Origin of the sequence: Paraburkholderia sp. GAS82 (assembly GCF_050436285.1) — a bacterium.
Classification (GTDB): Bacteria; Pseudomonadota; Gammaproteobacteria; order Burkholderiales; family Burkholderiaceae; genus Paraburkholderia; species Paraburkholderia phenazinium_B.
The window spans coordinates 569,024-587,162 of sequence record NZ_JBNDLX010000004.1; the positions used below are offsets into that span (position 1 = coordinate 569,024).

Here is an 18,139-nt window from a genome sequence, read left to right on the forward strand (position 1 = left end):
TCATGAAAGCAGCCGCGTTTGACTATGTACGCCCTCGGGAAATAGCCCAGGTTTTTGCACTGCTCGAAGAGTACGGCGATGAGGCCCGGATCATTGCCGGCGGGCAGACGCTGCTGGCAACGCTCAACATGCGCTTGTCCGAACCTCAGCTATTGATCGATATCGGCGCCCTAGACGCACTGCGCGGCATCAGCGTTTCCGGCGATCACTTGCGGATCGGCGCGCTCGTCACTCATGCGCAAATCGAAGACTCGGATCTCGTGCGGCGCCACGCGCCGCTGCTCTCGGAAGTTGCGCCGCACGTTGCTCACCGGGCGATCCGCAACCTCGGGACGTTCGGCGGTTCGATCGCATTCGCTGACCCCGCCGCCGAGTGGCCCACCTGTCTGGTCGCGCTGCGTGGCTGGGTGATCGTTTCCGGCGCCACTGGCGAGCGGCGGATCCACGCCGACGACTTCTTCCTCGACCTGTACACCACCGCCTTGCAGCCAGGCGAGGTCGTCCTTGCCTGCGAAGTGCCAGTGGCGACTGCGACATCGAATCATCAGTTTGACGAACTGGTCCGGCGTCATGGCGACTACGCCATCGTCGGCGCAGCGGTCACGGGCGGCATGACGGCCAACGGGCTGATTGAAAATCCACGCGTGGTCTTTCTGGGCACCGGCAATGTTCCCGAAAGAGCCCATGCCGTGGAGGCTTTGCTGGAAACGACCGCCTTGACCCGCGACACGGCGGCGCAATTCGCCGACGCGCTCGACATCGATCCGGCTGCCGATCTCTATCACTCCGCGCAAACCAAGCTGCATTTGTCCCGCGTGGTCCTGAAACGCCTGCTGCACAAGTTCGCCGAGGCCCGCATCGAAGTTCGGCACGAAGGAGACCAACATGCCTGAGCGCATGACTATCCGGCTTGAAGTCAACGGCCGCGCGGTTAGCTGCGAGGTCGAACCGCGTACGCATCTGATCGACTTTCTCAGGGACTCGCTGCAGATCAAAGGCGCGCGGGTCGGCTGCGAGCATGGTGTATGCGGTGCCTGCACGGTCCGGCTCGACGGCAGGATGGTGCGCGGTTGTCTGCTGCTCGCGGTGCAGGCGCAGAACGCGCGGGTCGAAACAATCGAAGGCTCCAGCGACCGCGGTGACCTCGCCGAGCTACAGGCCGCGTTCCACGCGAGAAATGCCTTGCAGTGCGGCTTCTGCACAGCGGGCATGCTGATCGCCGCGGCCGAACTGATCGAACAGAGACCGCACGCCAATCGCGACGAGATCCGCAAATTCATGTCCGGCAATTACTGCCGCTGTACGGGGTATCAGGCAATCGTCGACGCCATCGCGGACGTTCTCGAAGCACGCCTGCAGCGCACCGCGGCACAGGTGCCATCATGCTGAGAAAACGCCAGCAGAATGACATCGGGCTCGATGAACGGCGCTATATCGGCAGCGCAGTCGCCCGGCCGAATGCACGCCGGCTGCTGCAGGGACGCGGCACCTACGTGGACGACATCGCGCTGCCGCGCATGGCGCATGTGGTCTACTGGCGCAGCCCCGTCGCTCATGCGCGTATCACCGCCTTCGATAGCAGCTTCGCGCGCATGATGCCGGGCATCATCGGCATCTATCAGGCGAGCGATCTGGAAGGCGTATGCAAGCCGTGGGTGGCCACGTTGTCGCACCTCGCGGGGATGAAGTCGGCGGTCCAGTACCCGCTCGCACCGGGCCATCTTTGCTGGCAAGGCGAGCCGGTCTATGCGGTGGTGGCCGAATCGCGCCGTGAAGCGGAAGATGCCATGCCGTACCTGCAGGTGGAATGGGAGGAGCTGCCGGTCGTGGCAGACATGGAGCACGCCCTCGACGCCGATGCTCCCGTGATTCATCCGGAGCTTGGCGACAATCTCTGCTTCAGCCGCACCATCGACACGGGCAATGTGAGCGCGGCCTTCGCGAGCGCAGACCTGGTTGTCGAGGAGACCTACCATTTCGGCCGTCATACCGGCGTCACGATGGAAACGCGTTCGGTGCTCGCGGACTTCAATGCCGCGGACAACACCCTGACCGTATATCACTCGCACCAGGCACCGCACATGATGCAGGATCTTTACTCCCGGCACCTGGATTTGCCGGAGGGATCGGTGCGCGTTATCTGCAAGGACGTGGGAGGTTCTTTCGGCATCAAGGTCCATTCCTATCCCGACGACTTTGCGACAGTGGCATTAGCCAAAATCCTGAAGCGGCCCGTCAAGTTCGTTGCGGACCGGTTGGAGTCCTTCGCCAGCGACATCCATGCGCGCGAGCATCGCGTTCACGCGCGGCTCGCCGCGATGGCCGACGGGCGCATTGTCGGCTTCGAAATCGACGATCTGAGCGGTGTCGGGCCCTACTCCGTGTATCCCAGGACTAGCGGCATCGAGGGAAACCAGGTGCTCAATATCACCGGCGGCCCGTATCAGCACGAACATTACCGTGCGGTCCTGCGCGTCGTCTTTCAGAACAAGTCACCGATGAGCCAGTACCGCGGGGTCGGCCACCCCATCGCGTGCGCGGTGACCGAAGGCATCGTCGATCTTGCGGCCCAGCGGCTCGGTATCGATCCGCTGACATTGCGGCGCATGAACGTCATGCGCGACGACAGCTATCCGCGCACCGCCGCTTCGGGCATCAAGCTCGAGGGTCTGTCACACGAGGCATGTCTGGATGAGATTGAGGAGATGATCGATTACGGGCGGCTTCGCGAGGAACAGCACACGCTGCGTTCGCAAGGCGTATACCGGGGTATCGGTATCGCCAGCATGGTGGAACTAACTAACCCTGGCGCGGCTTTCTACGGCGTCGGCGGAGCACGGATTGCTGCGCAGGACGGAGCAACGGTGCGGCTGGATGCGGGGGGCGGAATTAGCGTGCTGGTTAGCGTGGGCGAACAGGGCCAGGGTACGGAAACCATCTTCGCGCAGATCGCGGCGGATACGCTCTCGATGCCCATCGGGTCCGTCCGGGTCGTCACCGGCGATACTGGCGTCACGCCCTATGGCGGTGGCACCTGGGCCTCCCGAGGCGCGGGCATCGGCGGTGAAGCGGTGCTGCAGGCTTCGATCGCACTCTGCGCACAGGTGATCGACTTTGCGGCCCGCCTCCATCAGCGCGAGCGCACCGGCCTCACGCTGGCAGACGGCGCTGTCGTGGACACCGCGACGGGCGAAACCGTTGCGCGCCTCGCCGACCTCGCTACCCAGGCATACTTCCGCCCGGACACCCTGCCGCCCGGCATTCATCCGGAACTGTCAGCGACGCGGCACTACGCCCAGCGCGACTATCCCTTTGTGTTCACTAACGGCGTGCACGTATCGCATGTCGAAGTGGACGTGGAAACCGGCATGGTCAAACTGCTCAAGCACTGGGTAGCGGAAGACTGCGGCAGAGTGCTCAATCCGATGCTGGCGGACGAGCAGATTCGCGGTGCCGTGGTGCAGGGAATTGGCGGCGTGCTGTTCGAGGAATGTCTTTACGACGCGGGCGGTTCGCTTCGCAACGGCAACATGGCCGACTATCTGGTCCCCATGGCCGCCGAGATGCCCGACATCGAGGTCGCGCACATCGAAACGCCTACGGCAACGTCACAGCTTGGCGCCAAGGGAGCGGGAGAAGCGGGCACGGCGGGCGCACCAGCGGCCGTCATGAACGCGATAAACGATGCACTCGCGCCGTTCAATGCCCGGCTTACGTCCCACCCGATCACGCCCGAAAAAATATTGATCGCACTGGGGACGGTAAGCGCTTCTAGGTAATGAAAATGTCGCCGGCGCCTTTCATGAACGCATGCACACGATCGCCGATGATCCGGTCCAGGTTCCGCGGAAAAGGCTGCCCATAAATGAACACGCGAATGCCAATATAGAAGATGCCGCCGTGCAGTCCCCACAGATGCTCGAGTTCGGCATCGTCGAGCTTTCGAGAGGAGGGACGGCCGAGATGGACGCGCGTCTCGCGAATGATCAGCGGGAACAGTCGACGCTTGAGCAAGGCCAGATACTTTCTGGGGATGTAGCTGTCATTCATGCCCGACAACAGCAGGATGCGGACCCAGTCGCGCGTCAGGATGGTGCGGGCATAGTCGATATAGAAACGCGTCAGGCGTTGCTCCAGCGGCACCTCGGCGTCGACCACCCACTGCTCCCATTCGCGCTTCCATCTGCCTAGATAAACTTCCTCATAGACCCGTTCGATTAACGCCTGCTTGGTCGGGAAGTAATGGTAAAGAAGAGGATGCGTGATGCCGATCTCTTTGGCGAGGTCGCGCATCTGCCCTCCCAGTCCCTGCTCCGAGAAGAACTGCACCGCGCCTTCCACGATCTGCTGTTCGCGGGCCTCGGTGCTGAGGCGACGCCGTGGTTGTCCCGCTGCAGATCCGCTCACTTCTTCGCGGCTCCGCCCAGATACTCGGCAAGGAACGTGTCCATCGCCTCATAGAACTCGAACATGTTCTCTTCGTTGTGAAAACCGTGCCCTTCGTTTTCCTTGAGGATGTATTTGACATCCACACCACGGGCCCGCAATGCGTCGACGATCTGATCGCTCTCTGCCTGTTTGACTCGCGGATCGTTGGCGCCTTGCGCAACAAGAAGCGGCGTCACGATCCGGTCCACGAAGAACAGCGGCGACGCATTGTGCAGTGCCTGCTTGCCCTCTTCGGTCCGCGGGTCGCCGATCATCTCGTACAACATATCGAGCATCGGCTTCCAGTACGGAGGCATCGATTCGAGAAACGTGAAGAGATTCGATACCCCGACATAGTCGACGGCCGCCACATATCGGTCCGGCGTAAACGTGACGCCCGCCAGCGTCGCATAGCCACCGTAACTGCCCCCGTAGATCGCGATTCGCGCCGGATCGACGATCCCTTGTGACACGAGCCAATCGACGCCGTCGTCGATATCGTTCTGCATCGCCCGGCCCCATTGCCCGAAACTGGCCTCCCAGAAAGCGCGTCCGTATCCCGTGGAACCGCGGAAATTGATCTGCAGCACCGCGTAGCCGCGATTCGCAAGCAGTTGCGCTTCGGCATTGAAGCCCCACATGTCTCTCGCCCAGGGACCGCCGTGCGGATTGACGACCAGCGGAAAGCGCTCGGCGACATCCTGCCCCAGCTCGAATCCCGCGGGCAACGTCAGATATCCACTGAGTGGCAGGCCGTCGCGTGCCGTGAAGCGAATCGGCGACATCGGGACCATATCGGCCGGATCGAGCCACGGCATCATGTCCGCAAGCCTGGCTAGCTGTCGACGCGCGACGTCGTAGATCCACACGGAGCCCGCCGACCGATCGCTTGTGGTACGCACGATCGCGCGCGACTCGTCGCGTGTGATACTCGCGATGTTAATTTCCTGATCCGGCAATTGCCGCTCAAGATCGGCCATGACGTCTCGCGCCCAGTCGTCGAAAAAGTGGCGATGAACCCGATCGTCGATGTATGACGCAGCTGTCAGCACGCGCCGATGTTCTGAATACGCGAGATCGCCCACATCGACATGCGCGGTTTCGAACAGCAACGCACCCTCTTCACCTGTCTGCGGATCGAACTCGAAAAATGCGGCTTTGTCGCGCCCCCGATTCGACAACACGTATAAGCGTTTGTCATCGAAGGTAAAGAACAGCGGCGCAACAGTCTCGCGAAAGTCCGTCGTCAGAATGGCCCGGAAAGGCTCTGCCTCGGTGTCACGGTAAAGCAGCGTCTGGTTGACACCATCGGATGCGATCGCGGCGCGCAACCGCCCCTGGTGGTCAGTTAGCCAACCCATGACATTGCCAGGATTCTCGGCGATCGGTGTCAGATCGCCTGTTATGACGTCAACACGAAAAACGTCGAAGACCTGCGGATCGCGACGATTCATCTGGATCAGCACGTGGCGGTCGTCATCCCTCAGGTCATCGACAATGTCGGCCTTGACGCCATCGAACGGCGTCAGATCGCGCGGCTCGCCACCGTCGATCGGCACCGACAGCACGTGGAAGTTCTCGTCCCCGCCAAAATCCTTGACGAACAGAATGTGGTCGTTGCCTTTCCATGCGTGGCCGGGCACGTCCCGTTCCGTCTCGCTGGTCAACGGACGCGGCTCGCCTATGGGATTGCCTTCAGCATCGATGCCCTGCACGAATACATTCTGGCGGCCGGCGTGTCGCGCAAGAAAGGACAGATGCTTTCCATCGGGAGCGATCGTGAACGAATGCTTGTCGGGTTTGCGAAAGAAGTCTCGCACCGTGTAGTGTCTGGCCGGGCCACGTTTGGCTGGGCCACCGTTACCGCTACCCTTTTGTCGATCGTCAGCAACCATGCGTGTCTCCATGAAAACTGCATTTGAACACGAGACGCGCCTTGATGTGCGCGTGACGGGCCCGTAGTCTGGAAGGATGCGCGTTCATTCTCGAGCTGCCGCTGCGCGCTCTATGGCAGCGATATCGATCTTCTTCATTTTCATCATCTCTTCCATCGCACGCCGTCCCGCATCACGATCACTGCCGCCGACAAGCTCGATTAGCCGCCTCGGCGTGATCTGCCACGAAAAGCCCCAGCGGTCCTTGCACCAGCCGCAAGGCGCTTCCTCTCCGCCATTGTCGACAATGGCATTCCAATACCGGTCGGTCTCTTCCTGGCTATCCGTGTAGATCATGAAACTGACCGCCTCGTTCGGCTTGAAATTGGAGCCGCCGTTCAGGCCAAGAAAGCGCTGGCCGAGCACAGTGAAGTCGACCATCAACTCCGCGCCTTGTCCAATCCCCGGTATGGGCGAGACATGACCCGCGTCGACATGGCTGTCCGGAAAGTGGGCGGCGTAAAACTCTGCCGCTTCGCGCGCTTTACCTTGATCGAACCACAAGCATGTTACGAGCTCAGTCATCGCAATCTCCTTTCAGAAACACGCAGCACCAACTGGTTTTGAGGGCAGCATCCTGACACTCACGCCAGCGGAACAGTTGGCATGAGCGTCGATAATAGCCTGGGTGTACAGAACGAAGTGCACGAGACCAAAGATCTCATCTGGAAGTCTCCATGCCGCCTGTTGCTCCTCCCCCGTCAAACGCACTTCGCAGGTACTCGCCCAGGAAGTCGACGAACGTGCGCAGCTTGGCAGACAGCCTGTTGCGTTCGAGGTAGATCGCGTGAATATCGGCGTTCGGGAGGGCCCATTCGACGAGCAGCGGCACCAGTTCTCCGCGTTCGATATGGCCGCTGATCTCCCACTGCGAGCGCGCGACGATACCGCGCCCATCGAGCGCCCACTGCAGCACGATGCTGCCGTCATTGCTCGACAGCGAACCATCGACTTTCACCGTCTCCGCACGCTTGCCCCGCGAGAAATGCCATGTTCCGTACGCCGAATCATTCTCGCGCAACACAATGCACGACTGGCGGGTCAGGTCGTGCGGCACAGAAGGCTGGCCATGCCGCTTCAGATACGCCGGCGATGCGCACACGATGCGCCGGTTCTTCAGCAACAGACGAGCGTTGATACGCGCGTCGGGGACCTCGCCGAACCGGATGCCGAGGTCGAAGCCTTCTTCCTGCAGACTCAGCGGCCGCTCAGTCAGCTGCAACTGGATCTTCATCGACGGAAAGCGCTCGACGAACTCCGATACCGCGGGTGCGATATGTGTCCGTCCGAAACCGAACGACGCATTCACTCGCAGCAGACCCGTAGGTTCGCCACGGCTACGCGTGACGAGATGCTCCAGTTCCGACAGGTCGTCGAGGATGCGCGAGCCGTTGGCGAGATAGAGCTCGCCTTCCGGCGTGAGGGAAAGACGCCGCGTTGTCCGGTTCATCAGCCGCACGCCAAGGCGCTGCTCCAGTTGCGCGAGCCGCTTGCTGACGGCGGGCGGCGTCACGCCTAGCTCGCGCGCCGCAGCCGCCAGGTTGCGGTTGCGCGCAACCAGCGCAAACAGATTCAGATCGGAAAAGCCATCCATCGCGTCACTCCCTGCCCAGGCTCATTCGTTCCTTAAAGTTACGACCGGATTGCTTTTGTGGAAACCCAATCGCCCATGGCATGAATTAGACTGCAAACAACTTCAGGAGACAACCATGTTCGAAGCGTTCTGCGACGCATCGACAACCGTCGACGGCGTCCGGATTCACGCGATCAAGGGCGGACGCGGCCCCGCGCTGCTGCTCTTGCACGGTCACCCGCAAACCCACGCGATCTGGCACAAGGTCGCGCCCACCCTGGCCGAGCACTTTACGGTGATCGCCGCCGATCTGCGCGGTTACGGCGACAGCGACAAACCCCAAGGCGCCGACGACCATGCCAACTACTCGAAGCGCCGCATGGCGCTCGACCAGGTCGAACTGATGCGCGCGCATGGATTCACGTCGTTTGCGGTCGTCGGTCATGATCGCGGTGGGCGCGTCGCAGCACGGATGGCGATCGACCATCCGGATGTAGTGACGCAACTCGTAACACTCGACGTCGCGCCGACCGTCGCGATGTACGAACAGACCTCATTCGAATTTGCGCGCGCCTACTGGCACTGGTTCTTTCTCGTACGTCCCGCACCCTTCCCCGAAACGCTGATCCGCGCCGACCCCGACCTCTATCTGAAGCAGACCATGGGTGCCCGCAGCGCGGGGCTCAAGCCGTTCACGTCCGAGGCTTACGCCGCCTATCTGCGTTGCCTCTCCGATCCGGCCACCGCGCACGGGATCTGCGAAGACTACCGGGCCTCGATCACCATCGACCTCGAGCACGACCGCGCGGATCTTGCGGCAGGCAAGCGCATCGTCTCACCGTTCCTCGCGCTATGGGGCGCGGACGGCGCAGTCGGCAAGTGCTTCGATCCGCTGGCGGAATGGCGCCACTGGAACGCCGACGTCAGCGGCGAGGCGCTGCCTTGCGGTCACTACATTGCCGAAGAAGTGCCGGCGTTACTCCTCGAACGCGTGCTGGCATTTCTTCAGCGCTGATTCGCTCCTGATCCGTACGTTTGATCCTTACCAGTCGGGTTTCATCATGTCCTCACAAACGCTTTACCGGAAACTGGTCGATTCGCATACCGTATCGATTATCGACGCGGAGCACGTTGTGCTCTACGCCGATCTGCACATCATGAACGAGTACACCAGCCCACAGGCATTCGCGGGGCTGCGTGAGAAAGGCCTGCGCGTGCGACGTCCGCATCAGCAGATGGGTATCGTCGATCACGTGATTCCGACGCGGCCAGTGCCGGTTCGCGCGCGCACGATCGAGGTCGTCGACGCCGCAAAACAGGCTACGAATTTCACGCGCAATTGTGCGGAGCATGGCATTCATCTGTTCGACGTCAACGATGCGATGCAAGGCATCGAGCACGTCGTGGCGCCCGAGATCGGACTAATCCGTCCCGGCATGGTCGTGCTGTGCGGCGACAGCCACACCACCACCTACGGCGCACTAGGCGCGCTCGGATTCGGCATCGGCACCTCGGAGGTCGAGCACGTTCTGGCCACGCAGACGCTCGTCTACCGCGTCGCGAAAGACATGCGTATCGTCGTGGACGGCACGCTGCAACCGGGCACGACTTCGAAGGACGTCGTGTTGCACATCATTGCGCAGATCGGCGCGCAAGGCGCGCGCGGATACGCGGTCGAATACGCAGGAGAGGCGATAGCCGCGCTCTCCGCCGAGGCGCGCATGACCCTCTGCAATATGACGGTGGAAGCCGGCGCGCGCGCCGCGTTGATCGCACCGGATCGCACGACGCTCGACTATGTCTGCAGCAAGGTCCGCGATCTCGATGCGAAAACGCTAGACGCCGCGCGCTCAGCGTGGTCGCAACTGCGCTCGGATGCCGATGCGCATTTCGACGTCGAACACCGTTTCGACGCAACGCGCGTCGCGCCCTATGTCACGTGGGGCACGAGCCCGGACCAGGCGATTCCGGTCGACGGTCGCATTCCCAACGCCGACACCGCGGACGGCTCCGGTCTCGACGTCGCGACGATGCGCAAGGCGCTCGACTACATCGGACTGCCCGGCGGCGCGCCGATCGAAGGCACGGCGATCGATCGCGTGTTTATCGGCTCGTGTACGAATGCGCGGATCGAAGATCTGCGCGCGGTCGCCGCCGTGGTGCGAGGCCGCAAAGTGGCATCGACGGTGCGCGCGATGGTTGTGCCGGGCTCGGGCATGGTGCGTGACCAGGCGGAGCGCGAGGGCATCGCGCAGTTGCTAATAGACGCCGGATTCGAATGGCGCCAGCCGGGCTGCTCGATGTGTCTGGCGATGAACGACGACGTGCTCGCACCGGGCGAGCGCTGCGCATCCACGACGAACCGCAATTTCGAAGGGCGCCAGGGGCGCGACAGCAAAACCCATCTGATGAGCCCCGCGATGGCCGCCGCTGCCGCGATCGCCGGACGCATCGTCGACATTCGCAAGGAGCTGACTCATGGCTAAGCCGTTCATGATCGCGGGCACCGCCGCCCCGCTGCCGGTCAACAACCTCGATACCGACCAGATCATGCCGAAGCAGTTTCTGCTCGGCATCGACAAATCGGGGCTCGCGCGCGGCCTGTTGCACGACCTGCGCCTCGATGCGGATGGCCATGTGCGCGAGAATTTCGTGCTGAACCGCCCCGAATACAAGGGCGCGAAAATCCTGATCGGCGGTGCGAACTTCGGCTGCGGATCGAGCCGCGAACACGCGGTATGGGGCCTGCAGCAGGGAGGTTTCGAAGCGGTGATCGCGCCGAGCTACGGCGAGATCTTTTACTTCAACTCGACCAACAACCGTTTGCTGCTTGTCACACTACCGCCTGAGCAGATCGAGGCGCTCGTCGCCGAACTCGAGAACGGCAGCGACAAGCACGTATCGATCGACGTTGAGAACGAGGTCGTGCAGACGCCTTCGGGACAGCGCTATCGGTTCTCGCTGCCCGCGCGCCAGAAGCAGATGCTGGTGGAGGGGCTCGATATGATCGGCTTGACGCTGCGCGAGGAGAAGGCGATCGACGCCTTTGAGACGCGCCACTGGGCAGCGCAACCGTGGTGCCGTATCGATCTGCCGGCGCAGCAGAATCACCATTAAATAAGACCAGGCGCCAGGCACGCTTGATAGCGTTACATAGGAGACAAGAATGAGCACCACCATAGTCCATCCGCAGGAGGACGCCGCGCTGGAGACTCGCGTCGTCAGAAGGATCTCGCGGCGCATCACGCCGTTCATCATCGTCCTGTACTTCCTGAGCTTTCTGAATCGCGTGAACGTCGGCTTCGCGGGCCTCACGATGAATCACGACATCGGCCTCACGCAGGCCATGTTCGGTGTCGGTGCGGGGATTTTCTTCGTCGGCTATATCGCTGCCGGCATGCCGTCGAATCTCGCGCTGCAACGTATCGGCGCGCGCCGTTGGATCGCACTGCTGATGGTCGCGTGGGGTGTTCTGTCGGCGGCCACGGCGTTCGTCAGCGGTCCGTACAGCTTCTATACGCTGCGCTTCGTACTCGGTCTCGCGGAAGCAGGCTTTTTCCCCGGCATCATCCTGTACCTGAGCTACTGGTTTCCGGCGCGCCATCGGGCGTTCGTCACGGCCATGTTCATGACAGCGGCGCCGCTGTCGAACATGATCGGCTCGCCGATCTCCGGTGCGTTGATGAGCCTCGAAGGTTTCGCCCATCTGCACGGCTGGCAGTGGCTGTTCCTCGTCGAGGGCGCGCCGACCGTGCTGCTCGGCGTCGTCTCGTTCTTCTTCCTGACCGACCGGCCGGAGGATGCGCAGTGGCTAGCGCCCGCCGAGCGCCAATGGCTGAGCAGCGAGATGCAGCGCGAACGCGATGGCAAGGCGGCGCAGAGCAAGTCGAGCGTCTGGAGCGCGGTGAAGGATCCGCGCGTGCTGCTGCTCGCGCTCGTCTATGCGGGCACCTCGACCGGCCTGTACGCGATCGGCATCTGGGCGCCGATGATCATCCACCGCTTCGGTTTCAGCTACTTCGAACTCGGTCTCGTGAACGCGATTCCGAATCTCTTCGCGGTCGTCACGATGGTGCTGTGGGCGCGCAATTCGGATCGCACCAACGAACGCCGCCTGCACGTCGCGATCGCGTGTCTCGCGGCCGGGATCGGGATGCTGATGTCTGGACACGCAAGCACGGTGATCGTGCTGATCGTCGGACTGTCGATCGCGAACTTCGGCATCAATGCGGCAAAGCCGCCTCTGTGGAGTATGCCGACGCAGTTCCTGTCGGGCTCCGCCGCGGCCGCGGGCATTGCGCTGATCAATGCGATGGGCAGCCTGATCGGCGGCACGATTGGTCCGATGGTGATCGGCCGGTTGCGCGATATGAGCGGCGACTACTCGCTCGGCTTGTATTTCGTCAGCGCGACGCTGCTCGTCTCCGCGGTGCTGTCGTATCTGTTCGGTAGGCGCACGCGGCGCGGCGGCGCGTGAGGTCGCAGGGACTTCTTTCGCTGGCCGCTTCCGGGGTATCCTACGCAAGATCCGATTTACCGCTGTTCGATACCCCCCTTCACGCGCATGCAAAAGCTCATCATTCATATTGGCGCAGGCAAATGCGGCAGCTCTGCGATTCAGGCCTATCTCGGTGCCAACGCGGCATCGCTCAGAGCGCAAGGCGTACTGATTCCTGGCCTCGACCTGACGATGAACGCGAGCATCGCCGGTCAGCAAATCAACTTTTTCCTGAATCTGGTCAACGCGTCGCCGTCCGCTCAGGCTCCGCATCAGCCTACCCGGCTGGACGCGGTGTCCATCGTGCGGCGACGTCTGGCCGCACTCAAGGAAGAGATGATCAGAAGCAATCTGCACACGCTGGTGATCAGCGCCGAGAACCTGTCCGTTCAGCACGCGTTTTCGAGCCTCTTTGCAGAAGAGAAAGCCCACTTCGATGTGCATATTGTTGCCTACATCCGGCGTCAGGACGAGTATCTCTCGTCTGCATGGGGGCAATGGTACGTAAAGGCTTACGAGAGTATCGACGAATACCTCGCGGCCCGTGTTCCGGTCGACGGCGACTGGTACGCCATGCTAAGCCCATGGTTGCGAGACTTCGGCCGGGACCGGGTTCACGTCCGCCGGTTCGATCGAAAGTCCATGTACAACACAGACGTTGTCGACGATTTCATCACCATCACGGGTCTGCCTGTCGACGCAAGTCATAAGAGAGTCGGCGTCATCAATGAAAGCAATGACGAGCGGTTGATCGCTCTGGCACACCATGTGCGGGACGAGTTCTCGTCGATCCACGACACGTCTTTCTACGACGTCATGAACGGCGTCCTCGGCAAGGAGAACCGTCCAAAGAAATCGAAGCCTTATCTTTTCGATCGAACAACACGGCTGAGAATTCTGGATGCTTACGCCGGGAGCAATGAAAAAGTAAAGACGACATTCTTCCCGGAGATCCCTTCCGACACTGCCCTCTTTCCGCCGCCAGGTGAAAACGATGTGCTGGATTTGAGCCCCGTCGAGAAGCTCGAACGGGAAGTGTCCATGCTGACAAGAATCGTCTATTCTCTGGCGAAGAAATTGAGTGAGCCCGCCGCCAAAGAAATTCCTGTCGCGCAGACCGTGAGTTCACCGGCCAAAGGAAATCCGGTGGTTACTCAAATCATTGGCACGATCGCCGTTCCCGGGTCCAAGGTGTTAAGAGAAGCCCTAAGCAGCCAGTGGTATGCGGAGCGGAACCAGGACGTCAGGAACGCGGGCTTCGACCCCTACTCGCATTGGTGCGATTTCGGAATGAAGGAAGGCAGGTTGCCGGCTCCGGACCTTGAGAAGCTCATGGCTGAGTTATCGGCAGAGCGAAACGCACTATCGCAGCAGAAGCCTGGGCCTGCCTAGGCGGAACGCTCGCCCAACAACGGTAGATCGAATCAGCCCAGGATCGGGACAAGCGCGTTGTATCAACGCATCTCCGCGCGCAGTTCCCGCACCCCTCGGCCGAGCTTGCGACGCAACAAGGTCCGCAATGTCGCGGCGTCGGCATAGCCCACCTCGCTCGCAATGGATTCGACATCGAAACCAATCGAAACGAGGTGCTTCGCCCGTTCGATTCTCAGGTCCTGGAAGAACGCCATCGGCGACTTGCCGAGCACGGCCTCGGTGCGGCGCTGCAAGGTGCGTGTGCCGACGGACAATGCGCTCGCCGCATCCTGAAGCGAAAACCCCCGTGCCAGATGGTCGCGAGCCCAACGCTCGAAGCGTGCGATCAGCGGATCGGCGTGGGCAAGATAGTCCGGAATGATGTAGTGCGCCTGCGACGACCGCTTGTCGATGAGCATAAAGCGGGCGACGAACGCAGCCAGATCAGGACTGGCCTGGCGCACCAGCCACAGCGCGAGATCGAGGTGGCCCATCATGGTGCCCGCGGTCACGACGCGATCTGCTGCGACGACCATGCGCGAATCGTCCAGCGTAACCGCCGGATAGCGCTGACGGAAGAGCGGGGCCAGCGGCCACGCTGTCGTTGCCGCAACGTTGTCCAGCAGCCCGGCCTCCGCGAGGAGAAAGGTCCCGAGACACGCCGCCGCGATGCCGACGCCTTCTGCATGCCAGGCACGAAGGTACGCGATCGCGTCGCGCACGTCGGATCGTTCCAGCGCTGCAAGCAACCGCTCGGGCTGTTTGGTATTCGGCGCGGGGACCACCACCCAATCCGTCTGACCAATACTGCTAACCGGCTCGACCGCGGCGGACAGACCGAGCGCCGTACGGACCTGTCCGCCGAATCCGACGATCTTCACGTCGAAGGGTGGCGCGGCGAATCCTTGTGCCGCGGCCAGTTCGTTGGCCGTCGCGAAGGTATCCAGCAGAACCGTCAGGCCGGTGTCGAATACGCCATCAAGAGCGAATATAGCCAGTCGCATGTCGCAAATGAACCCGTTAATGTCATTAGCGACTATAGCCCCTCGCAGAAGCGACGGCTAGACTGCGGAGCAATGCGGCCACGGCAATCCGGTTGGCCGAACAACCGATCCGCCGGAGCACCGCTCAATGAAACTCACGCCCGAACTCTATTTCCTCACGCTCGTCGCCTCGGCCACGATCCTGATGTGGGTTCCCTACACGCTCGCCAGGATCGTGACGCGCGGGTTAATTCCGACGTTAGGCAATCCCGATCCTTCGCTACCGCCCGATCCTGCCTGGGCCGAACGGGCACGGCGCGCTCACACCAATGCGATCGAGAACCTCGCCGTCTTCGCCCCTCTGGTGCTCACCGCAGCGCTCATCGGCGTAAGCACGCCTGCGACCGTCCTCGCTGCAAAGCTTTATCTCATCGCCCGACTTGTCCACTATTGCGTCTATGCTGCTGGGGTTCCCGTCTTGCGCACCCTCGCCTTCCTGGCCGGCGTCGCGGCGACGGTCATGTTTGCGCTCACCCTCCTCCACCATATTGCGTAGCTACGCATCCGCCATGTCCGATCTGCGTAACCTGACCTTCGAACATCTTCTGAATTACATCGCGGTAGTGGAGACCGGTTCGTTCACGCGGGCAGCAGAGCGGCGCGGCGTCGGGAAGACGACGGTCAGCGACAGCATCCAGCGGCTGGAACTCGAGCTGGGCGCCACGCTCCTTGTCAGGACGACGCGGCGTATCAGTGTGACGGAAGCAGGCGCATCGTTCTTCGAAACGTGTCGCGAGATCGTGCGTCTTGCCGAAGAGGCCATGTCCCTGGCCAGCCCTTCTCAGGATGATCTGCGCGGCACCTTGAGGGTCGCGTCTTCGGTCGAGTACAGCGCGATCGTTCTTGCTCCGGTGCTTGCGCGCATGCGAAGCGCGCATCCGCGGCTGCGCCTCGAGATCGTATCCGGGGATCGCGCTATCGATCTGATCGCGGAAGGCGTCGACGTCGCCATCCGCCTGGGTGAACTGACTGATTCGAGCCATCGCGCGGTGCGCATCGGCGAATATTCGAAGTGGCTGGTCGCCGGTCCCGACTTTGTCGTGCGCAATGCGCTTCCTGAAGACGTTGGCGATGCGGCGAAGCTGGCCTTCGTGGGACTCTCGGTTCTCGCACAGCCGTCACGCTTCGAGTTGTGTAGCGCCGCTGGGAATTCACGCGAGATCGAATTCGTTACCGGTCTGTTTGCCGATACTGTCTACGCGTGCCGTGCGGCAATCGCGGAAGGCGCGGGCATCGGCCTGCTGCCCGACTTCTCGGTTCGCGCGGATATTGCCGCGGGCCGGCTCGTACGTGTGTATCCAGACTGGTCAACTGCGCCCATGACGATTCATGCGTTGCTCCCCCCGGGCAGACATACCGCGCCGAAAGTCCGGGCGTTGATCGATATGCTCAAGGAACATTCACGCGTCGCAAGCAGATGACCGTGACGAAGCAGGATGACCGTCGGCACTTCGGCGAATGGCGCGTGCCGGGCGCCTGGATGGAGGCGCAGCCACGTTCCAGCAGGATAGCGTTCGTTCGCATCCCTGAGTTCTCCGCTCAACACGAATATTTCTTCGCCGCTCGGATGCGTGTGATCGTGCGTCTGCGCGCCCGGGTGAAACTCGACCAGGCTGACGTGCAGCCTGCCGCTCGCTAGCGGAGCAATATGCATCCGTGGATTGATTCCATTGCGCCACACTCGCGCTCTCGCACTGCGAACGATTGGATCACAGCGGGAAGCGGATGCTTGGCGATAAATGAGCAGACGTGCCCCACCGTCGCCCGCTTGCACGAGGGGTGCGTCGCAGCGAATGAGGAAGTCGTCGGTATCGAAGGCGTGGCCGTTTATCGCAACGTTGCCTCGCAATACATACAGATCGTGCCGCTTCCCCGCATCGAGCGTGTACGTCGCCGAGGGGCCGAAATCTACGATGCCGGCCCACTGCGGTTCCGCTGCATCGGTCAGATCGGTGACCCTGCGCGTCTCTCCCGGCACCGCGTCCGGATCGATCCACTCACGTTCAATCAGTTTCGTTTGCATGATGTGCCCCCTGGTTTGGCTGATGCGAGCGCTCACCGGCCGGTTAGCCGTCGAAGCCATTGTGCGCAATGACATCGCATGTCAGAAGGGGCCGGCGCGGCGAAACACAATCCGGGTTTGCCGGACAATGCGCTGCCGCTGGCGGTAGCAAAGCGTGTCCAGCCTCCCCGCCATCCGGATCCTGTTAGTGCTCTTACTATGATGACGTCACTACTGCTACGGAACGGGAAATGGCCGGATAGTAGAGGAGACAACCAGGGAGGTTTCAGTATGCGTATTTTTCTAACCGGCGCGACAGGCTTTATTGGCGCGACCGTGGTCCCCGAACTCATCAAGGCTGGACATCAGGTAATCGGCATGACGCGTTCCGACGCGGGCGCTCAAGCGCTGATCGACGCGGGAGCGGAGGTGCATCGCGGAACGCTGGAGGATCCAGACACGCTTCGCAGCGGCGCGGAGAAAGCAGATGCCGTCATCCACACGGCATTCGATCACGACTTCTCCCGCTTCGTCGAGAATTGCGAAAAGGACAAACGTGCGATTGCCGCACTAGGGTCGGCGCTGGCGGGCTCCGATCGTCCTCTCGTCATTACCTCCGGAACCGGCATAGGCAGCGGTGAACATGGTGAACCGGCGACGGAAGATGTCTTCAATATCAGTCATCCTAATCCGCGCATCGCATCCGAACTGGCCGGAAATGGGCTGCTGGAGGCAGGCATCAACCTGTCGGTGGTACGACTGCCGCAGGTTCACACCCCGTACAAGCAGGGTCTCATCTCGCCGCTCGTTGCCATCGCTCGCGAGAAAGGCGTCTCCGCTTATGTGGGCGAGGGCCGCAACCGCTGGCCGGCATGCCATGTCTCCGATGTCGCGCTGCTCTACCGCCTCGCCATAGAAAAGCGCCAACCGGGCGCGCGCTATCATGCCGTCGCCGAAGAAGGCGTCAGTAGCCGCGAGATCGCCGAGGCGCTTGGACGCGGTCTGAAGTTGCCCACCGTTTCAATCTCCCCAGATGAGGCGGCGGCACATTTTGGCTGGATGGGCATGTTCGTCGGCCTCGATATGCCGGCCTCGAGTGCCAAAACCCAGGCGCTGCTGAACTGGCACCCAACCGGTCCGACACTGATTGCCGATCTCAACGAAGCGCGATTTGTCTAGTCGCTGCGTTGGTTAAGGCCGATTGTTCGCCGCGGAAACAATCGAGGTTAAAGCGCTCGTCGCGACGAG

Annotated in this window: 17 protein-coding genes; 11 read left to right on the forward strand and 6 right to left on the reverse strand. The window is 61.8% G+C overall.

Going from position 1 to position 18,139, the window contains the following annotated elements; genetic code table 11:
• Positions 1-2: 2 nt before the first annotated feature.
• The 3 genes from P3T17_RS15900 to P3T17_RS15910 are packed head-to-tail and all read left to right on the forward strand — an operon-like array spanning position 3 to position 3,779.
• Positions 3-893, forward strand: coding sequence for an FAD binding domain-containing protein (locus tag P3T17_RS15900; RefSeq protein ID WP_429407770.1), 891 nt, complete (start codon positions 3-5; stop codon positions 891-893).
• Positions 886-1,389, forward strand: a complete 504-nt coding sequence (locus P3T17_RS15905) for a (2Fe-2S)-binding protein (protein ID WP_429407772.1) — start codon at positions 886-888, stop codon at positions 1,387-1,389. Before P3T17_RS15900 ends, P3T17_RS15905 begins: the two co-directional genes overlap by 8 nt.
• Complete coding sequence (locus P3T17_RS15910; RefSeq protein ID WP_429407774.1) at positions 1,383-3,779, forward strand: xanthine dehydrogenase family protein molybdopterin-binding subunit; 2,397 nt, start codon at positions 1,383-1,385, stop codon at positions 3,777-3,779. Before P3T17_RS15905 ends, P3T17_RS15910 begins: the two co-directional genes overlap by 7 nt.
• Here the strand turns inward: P3T17_RS15910 and P3T17_RS15915 are convergent.
• The 4 genes from P3T17_RS15915 to P3T17_RS15930 form a co-directional block, all read right to left on the reverse strand.
• The gene (locus tag P3T17_RS15915; RefSeq protein ID WP_074265180.1) at positions 3,772-4,407 is read right to left on the reverse strand and encodes a TetR/AcrR family transcriptional regulator; all 636 of its coding nucleotides are present in this window, start codon (positions 4,405-4,407) and stop codon (positions 3,772-3,774) included. The two genes, P3T17_RS15910 and P3T17_RS15915, sit on opposite strands and share 8 nt — an antisense overlap.
• Positions 4,404-6,323 carry a S9 family peptidase gene (locus P3T17_RS15920; RefSeq protein WP_429407777.1) on the reverse strand — a complete coding sequence of 640 codons (1,920 nt, stop codon included), beginning with the start codon at positions 6,321-6,323 and terminating at the stop codon, positions 4,404-4,406. Before P3T17_RS15920 ends, P3T17_RS15915 begins: the two co-directional genes overlap by 4 nt.
• Positions 6,324-6,407: 84 nt before the next feature.
• Positions 6,408-6,887, reverse strand: a complete 480-nt coding sequence (locus tag P3T17_RS15925) for a VOC family protein (RefSeq protein ID WP_429407779.1) — start codon at positions 6,885-6,887, stop codon at positions 6,408-6,410.
• A gap of 136 nt (positions 6,888-7,023) precedes the next feature.
• Entirely contained in the window at positions 7,024-7,956 is a 933-nt protein-coding gene (locus P3T17_RS15930) for a LysR family transcriptional regulator (RefSeq protein WP_429407780.1), read from the reverse strand.
• A 115-nt stretch (positions 7,957-8,071) separates the two neighbouring features.
• Between P3T17_RS15930 and P3T17_RS15935 the strand changes: the two genes are divergently transcribed.
• The 5 genes from P3T17_RS15935 (at position 8,072) to P3T17_RS15955 (ending at position 13,825) form a co-directional block, all read left to right on the forward strand.
• On the forward strand, positions 8,072-8,950 hold the full coding sequence (locus tag P3T17_RS15935) for an alpha/beta fold hydrolase (protein WP_074265184.1): 879 nt from the start codon (positions 8,072-8,074) through the stop codon (positions 8,948-8,950).
• A 46-nt stretch (positions 8,951-8,996) separates the two neighbouring features.
• A complete protein-coding gene (gene leuC / locus P3T17_RS15940) occupies positions 8,997-10,421 on the forward strand; it encodes a 3-isopropylmalate dehydratase large subunit (RefSeq protein ID WP_429407782.1) in 1,425 nt (474 codons plus the stop codon).
• Positions 10,414-11,052: a 3-isopropylmalate dehydratase small subunit gene (gene leuD, locus P3T17_RS15945; protein ID WP_429407784.1), complete on the forward strand. Its 639-nt coding sequence runs from the start codon at positions 10,414-10,416 to the stop codon at positions 11,050-11,052. Before leuC ends, leuD begins: the two co-directional genes overlap by 8 nt.
• Positions 11,053-11,101: 49 nt before the next feature.
• Entirely contained in the window at positions 11,102-12,412 is a 1,311-nt protein-coding gene (locus tag P3T17_RS15950) for an MFS transporter (RefSeq protein ID WP_429407786.1), read from the forward strand.
• An 87-nt stretch (positions 12,413-12,499) separates the two neighbouring features.
• A complete protein-coding gene (locus tag P3T17_RS15955; protein ID WP_429407787.1) occupies positions 12,500-13,825 on the forward strand; it encodes a hypothetical protein in 1,326 nt (441 codons plus the stop codon).
• 62 nt (positions 13,826-13,887) lie between these two features.
• On the opposite strand, the gene P3T17_RS15960 is transcribed toward P3T17_RS15955, so the two are convergent.
• Entirely contained in the window at positions 13,888-14,850 is a 963-nt protein-coding gene (locus P3T17_RS15960) for a GlxA family transcriptional regulator (RefSeq protein ID WP_429287476.1), read from the reverse strand.
• A gap of 127 nt (positions 14,851-14,977) precedes the next feature.
• Between P3T17_RS15960 and P3T17_RS15965 the strand changes: the two genes are divergently transcribed.
• Complete coding sequence (locus P3T17_RS15965; protein ID WP_429407789.1) at positions 14,978-15,385, forward strand: MAPEG family protein; 408 nt, start codon at positions 14,978-14,980, stop codon at positions 15,383-15,385.
• A 13-nt stretch (positions 15,386-15,398) separates the two neighbouring features.
• A complete protein-coding gene (locus P3T17_RS15970; protein ID WP_429407791.1) occupies positions 15,399-16,310 on the forward strand; it encodes a LysR substrate-binding domain-containing protein in 912 nt (303 codons plus the stop codon).
• Here P3T17_RS15970 and P3T17_RS15975 read toward each other — a convergent pair.
• Positions 16,217-16,912: a cupin domain-containing protein gene (locus P3T17_RS15975; protein ID WP_429407792.1), complete on the reverse strand. Its 696-nt coding sequence runs from the start codon at positions 16,910-16,912 to the stop codon at positions 16,217-16,219. The two genes, P3T17_RS15970 and P3T17_RS15975, sit on opposite strands and share 94 nt — an antisense overlap.
• Before the next feature lie 270 nt (positions 16,913-17,182).
• On the opposite strand from P3T17_RS15975, the gene P3T17_RS15980 reads away from it, so the two are divergent.
• On the forward strand, positions 17,183-18,070 hold the full coding sequence (locus P3T17_RS15980; protein WP_429407909.1) for an SDR family oxidoreductase: 888 nt from the start codon (positions 17,183-17,185) through the stop codon (positions 18,068-18,070).
• Positions 18,071-18,139: the final 69 nt, after the last annotated feature.

What these genes read in the sequence shown, in the direction of transcription:
- P3T17_RS15960 (WP_429287476.1), bottom strand. Translation starts at nt 14,850, where the DNA reads ATGCGACTGGCTATATTCGCTCTTGATGGCGTATTCGACACCGGCCTG.
- P3T17_RS15975 (WP_429407792.1), bottom strand. Translation starts at nt 16,912, where the DNA reads ATGCAAACGAAACTGATTGAACGTGAGTGGATCGATCCGGACGCGGTG.
- P3T17_RS15905 (WP_429407772.1), top strand. Translation starts at nt 886, where the DNA reads ATGCCTGAGCGCATGACTATCCGGCTTGAAGTCAACGGCCGCGCGGTT.
- P3T17_RS15925 (WP_429407779.1), bottom strand. Translation starts at nt 6,887, where the DNA reads ATGACTGAGCTCGTAACATGCTTGTGGTTCGATCAAGGTAAAGCGCGC.
- P3T17_RS15900 (WP_429407770.1), top strand. Translation starts at nt 3, where the DNA reads ATGAAAGCAGCCGCGTTTGACTATGTACGCCCTCGGGAAATAGCCCAG.
- P3T17_RS15955 (WP_429407787.1), top strand. Translation starts at nt 12,500, where the DNA reads ATGCAAAAGCTCATCATTCATATTGGCGCAGGCAAATGCGGCAGCTCT.
- P3T17_RS15970 (WP_429407791.1), top strand. Translation starts at nt 15,399, where the DNA reads ATGTCCGATCTGCGTAACCTGACCTTCGAACATCTTCTGAATTACATC.
- leuD (WP_429407784.1), top strand. Translation starts at nt 10,414, where the DNA reads ATGGCTAAGCCGTTCATGATCGCGGGCACCGCCGCCCCGCTGCCGGTC.
- P3T17_RS15950 (WP_429407786.1), top strand. Translation starts at nt 11,102, where the DNA reads ATGAGCACCACCATAGTCCATCCGCAGGAGGACGCCGCGCTGGAGACT.
- P3T17_RS15980 (WP_429407909.1), top strand. Translation starts at nt 17,183, where the DNA reads ATGCGTATTTTTCTAACCGGCGCGACAGGCTTTATTGGCGCGACCGTG.
- P3T17_RS15910 (WP_429407774.1), top strand. Translation starts at nt 1,383, where the DNA reads ATGCTGAGAAAACGCCAGCAGAATGACATCGGGCTCGATGAACGGCGC.
- P3T17_RS15920 (WP_429407777.1), bottom strand. Translation starts at nt 6,323, where the DNA reads ATGGTTGCTGACGATCGACAAAAGGGTAGCGGTAACGGTGGCCCAGCC.
- P3T17_RS15935 (WP_074265184.1), top strand. Translation starts at nt 8,072, where the DNA reads ATGTTCGAAGCGTTCTGCGACGCATCGACAACCGTCGACGGCGTCCGG.
- P3T17_RS15930 (WP_429407780.1), bottom strand. Translation starts at nt 7,956, where the DNA reads ATGGATGGCTTTTCCGATCTGAATCTGTTTGCGCTGGTTGCGCGCAAC.
- P3T17_RS15965 (WP_429407789.1), top strand. Translation starts at nt 14,978, where the DNA reads ATGAAACTCACGCCCGAACTCTATTTCCTCACGCTCGTCGCCTCGGCC.
- leuC (WP_429407782.1), top strand. Translation starts at nt 8,997, where the DNA reads ATGTCCTCACAAACGCTTTACCGGAAACTGGTCGATTCGCATACCGTA.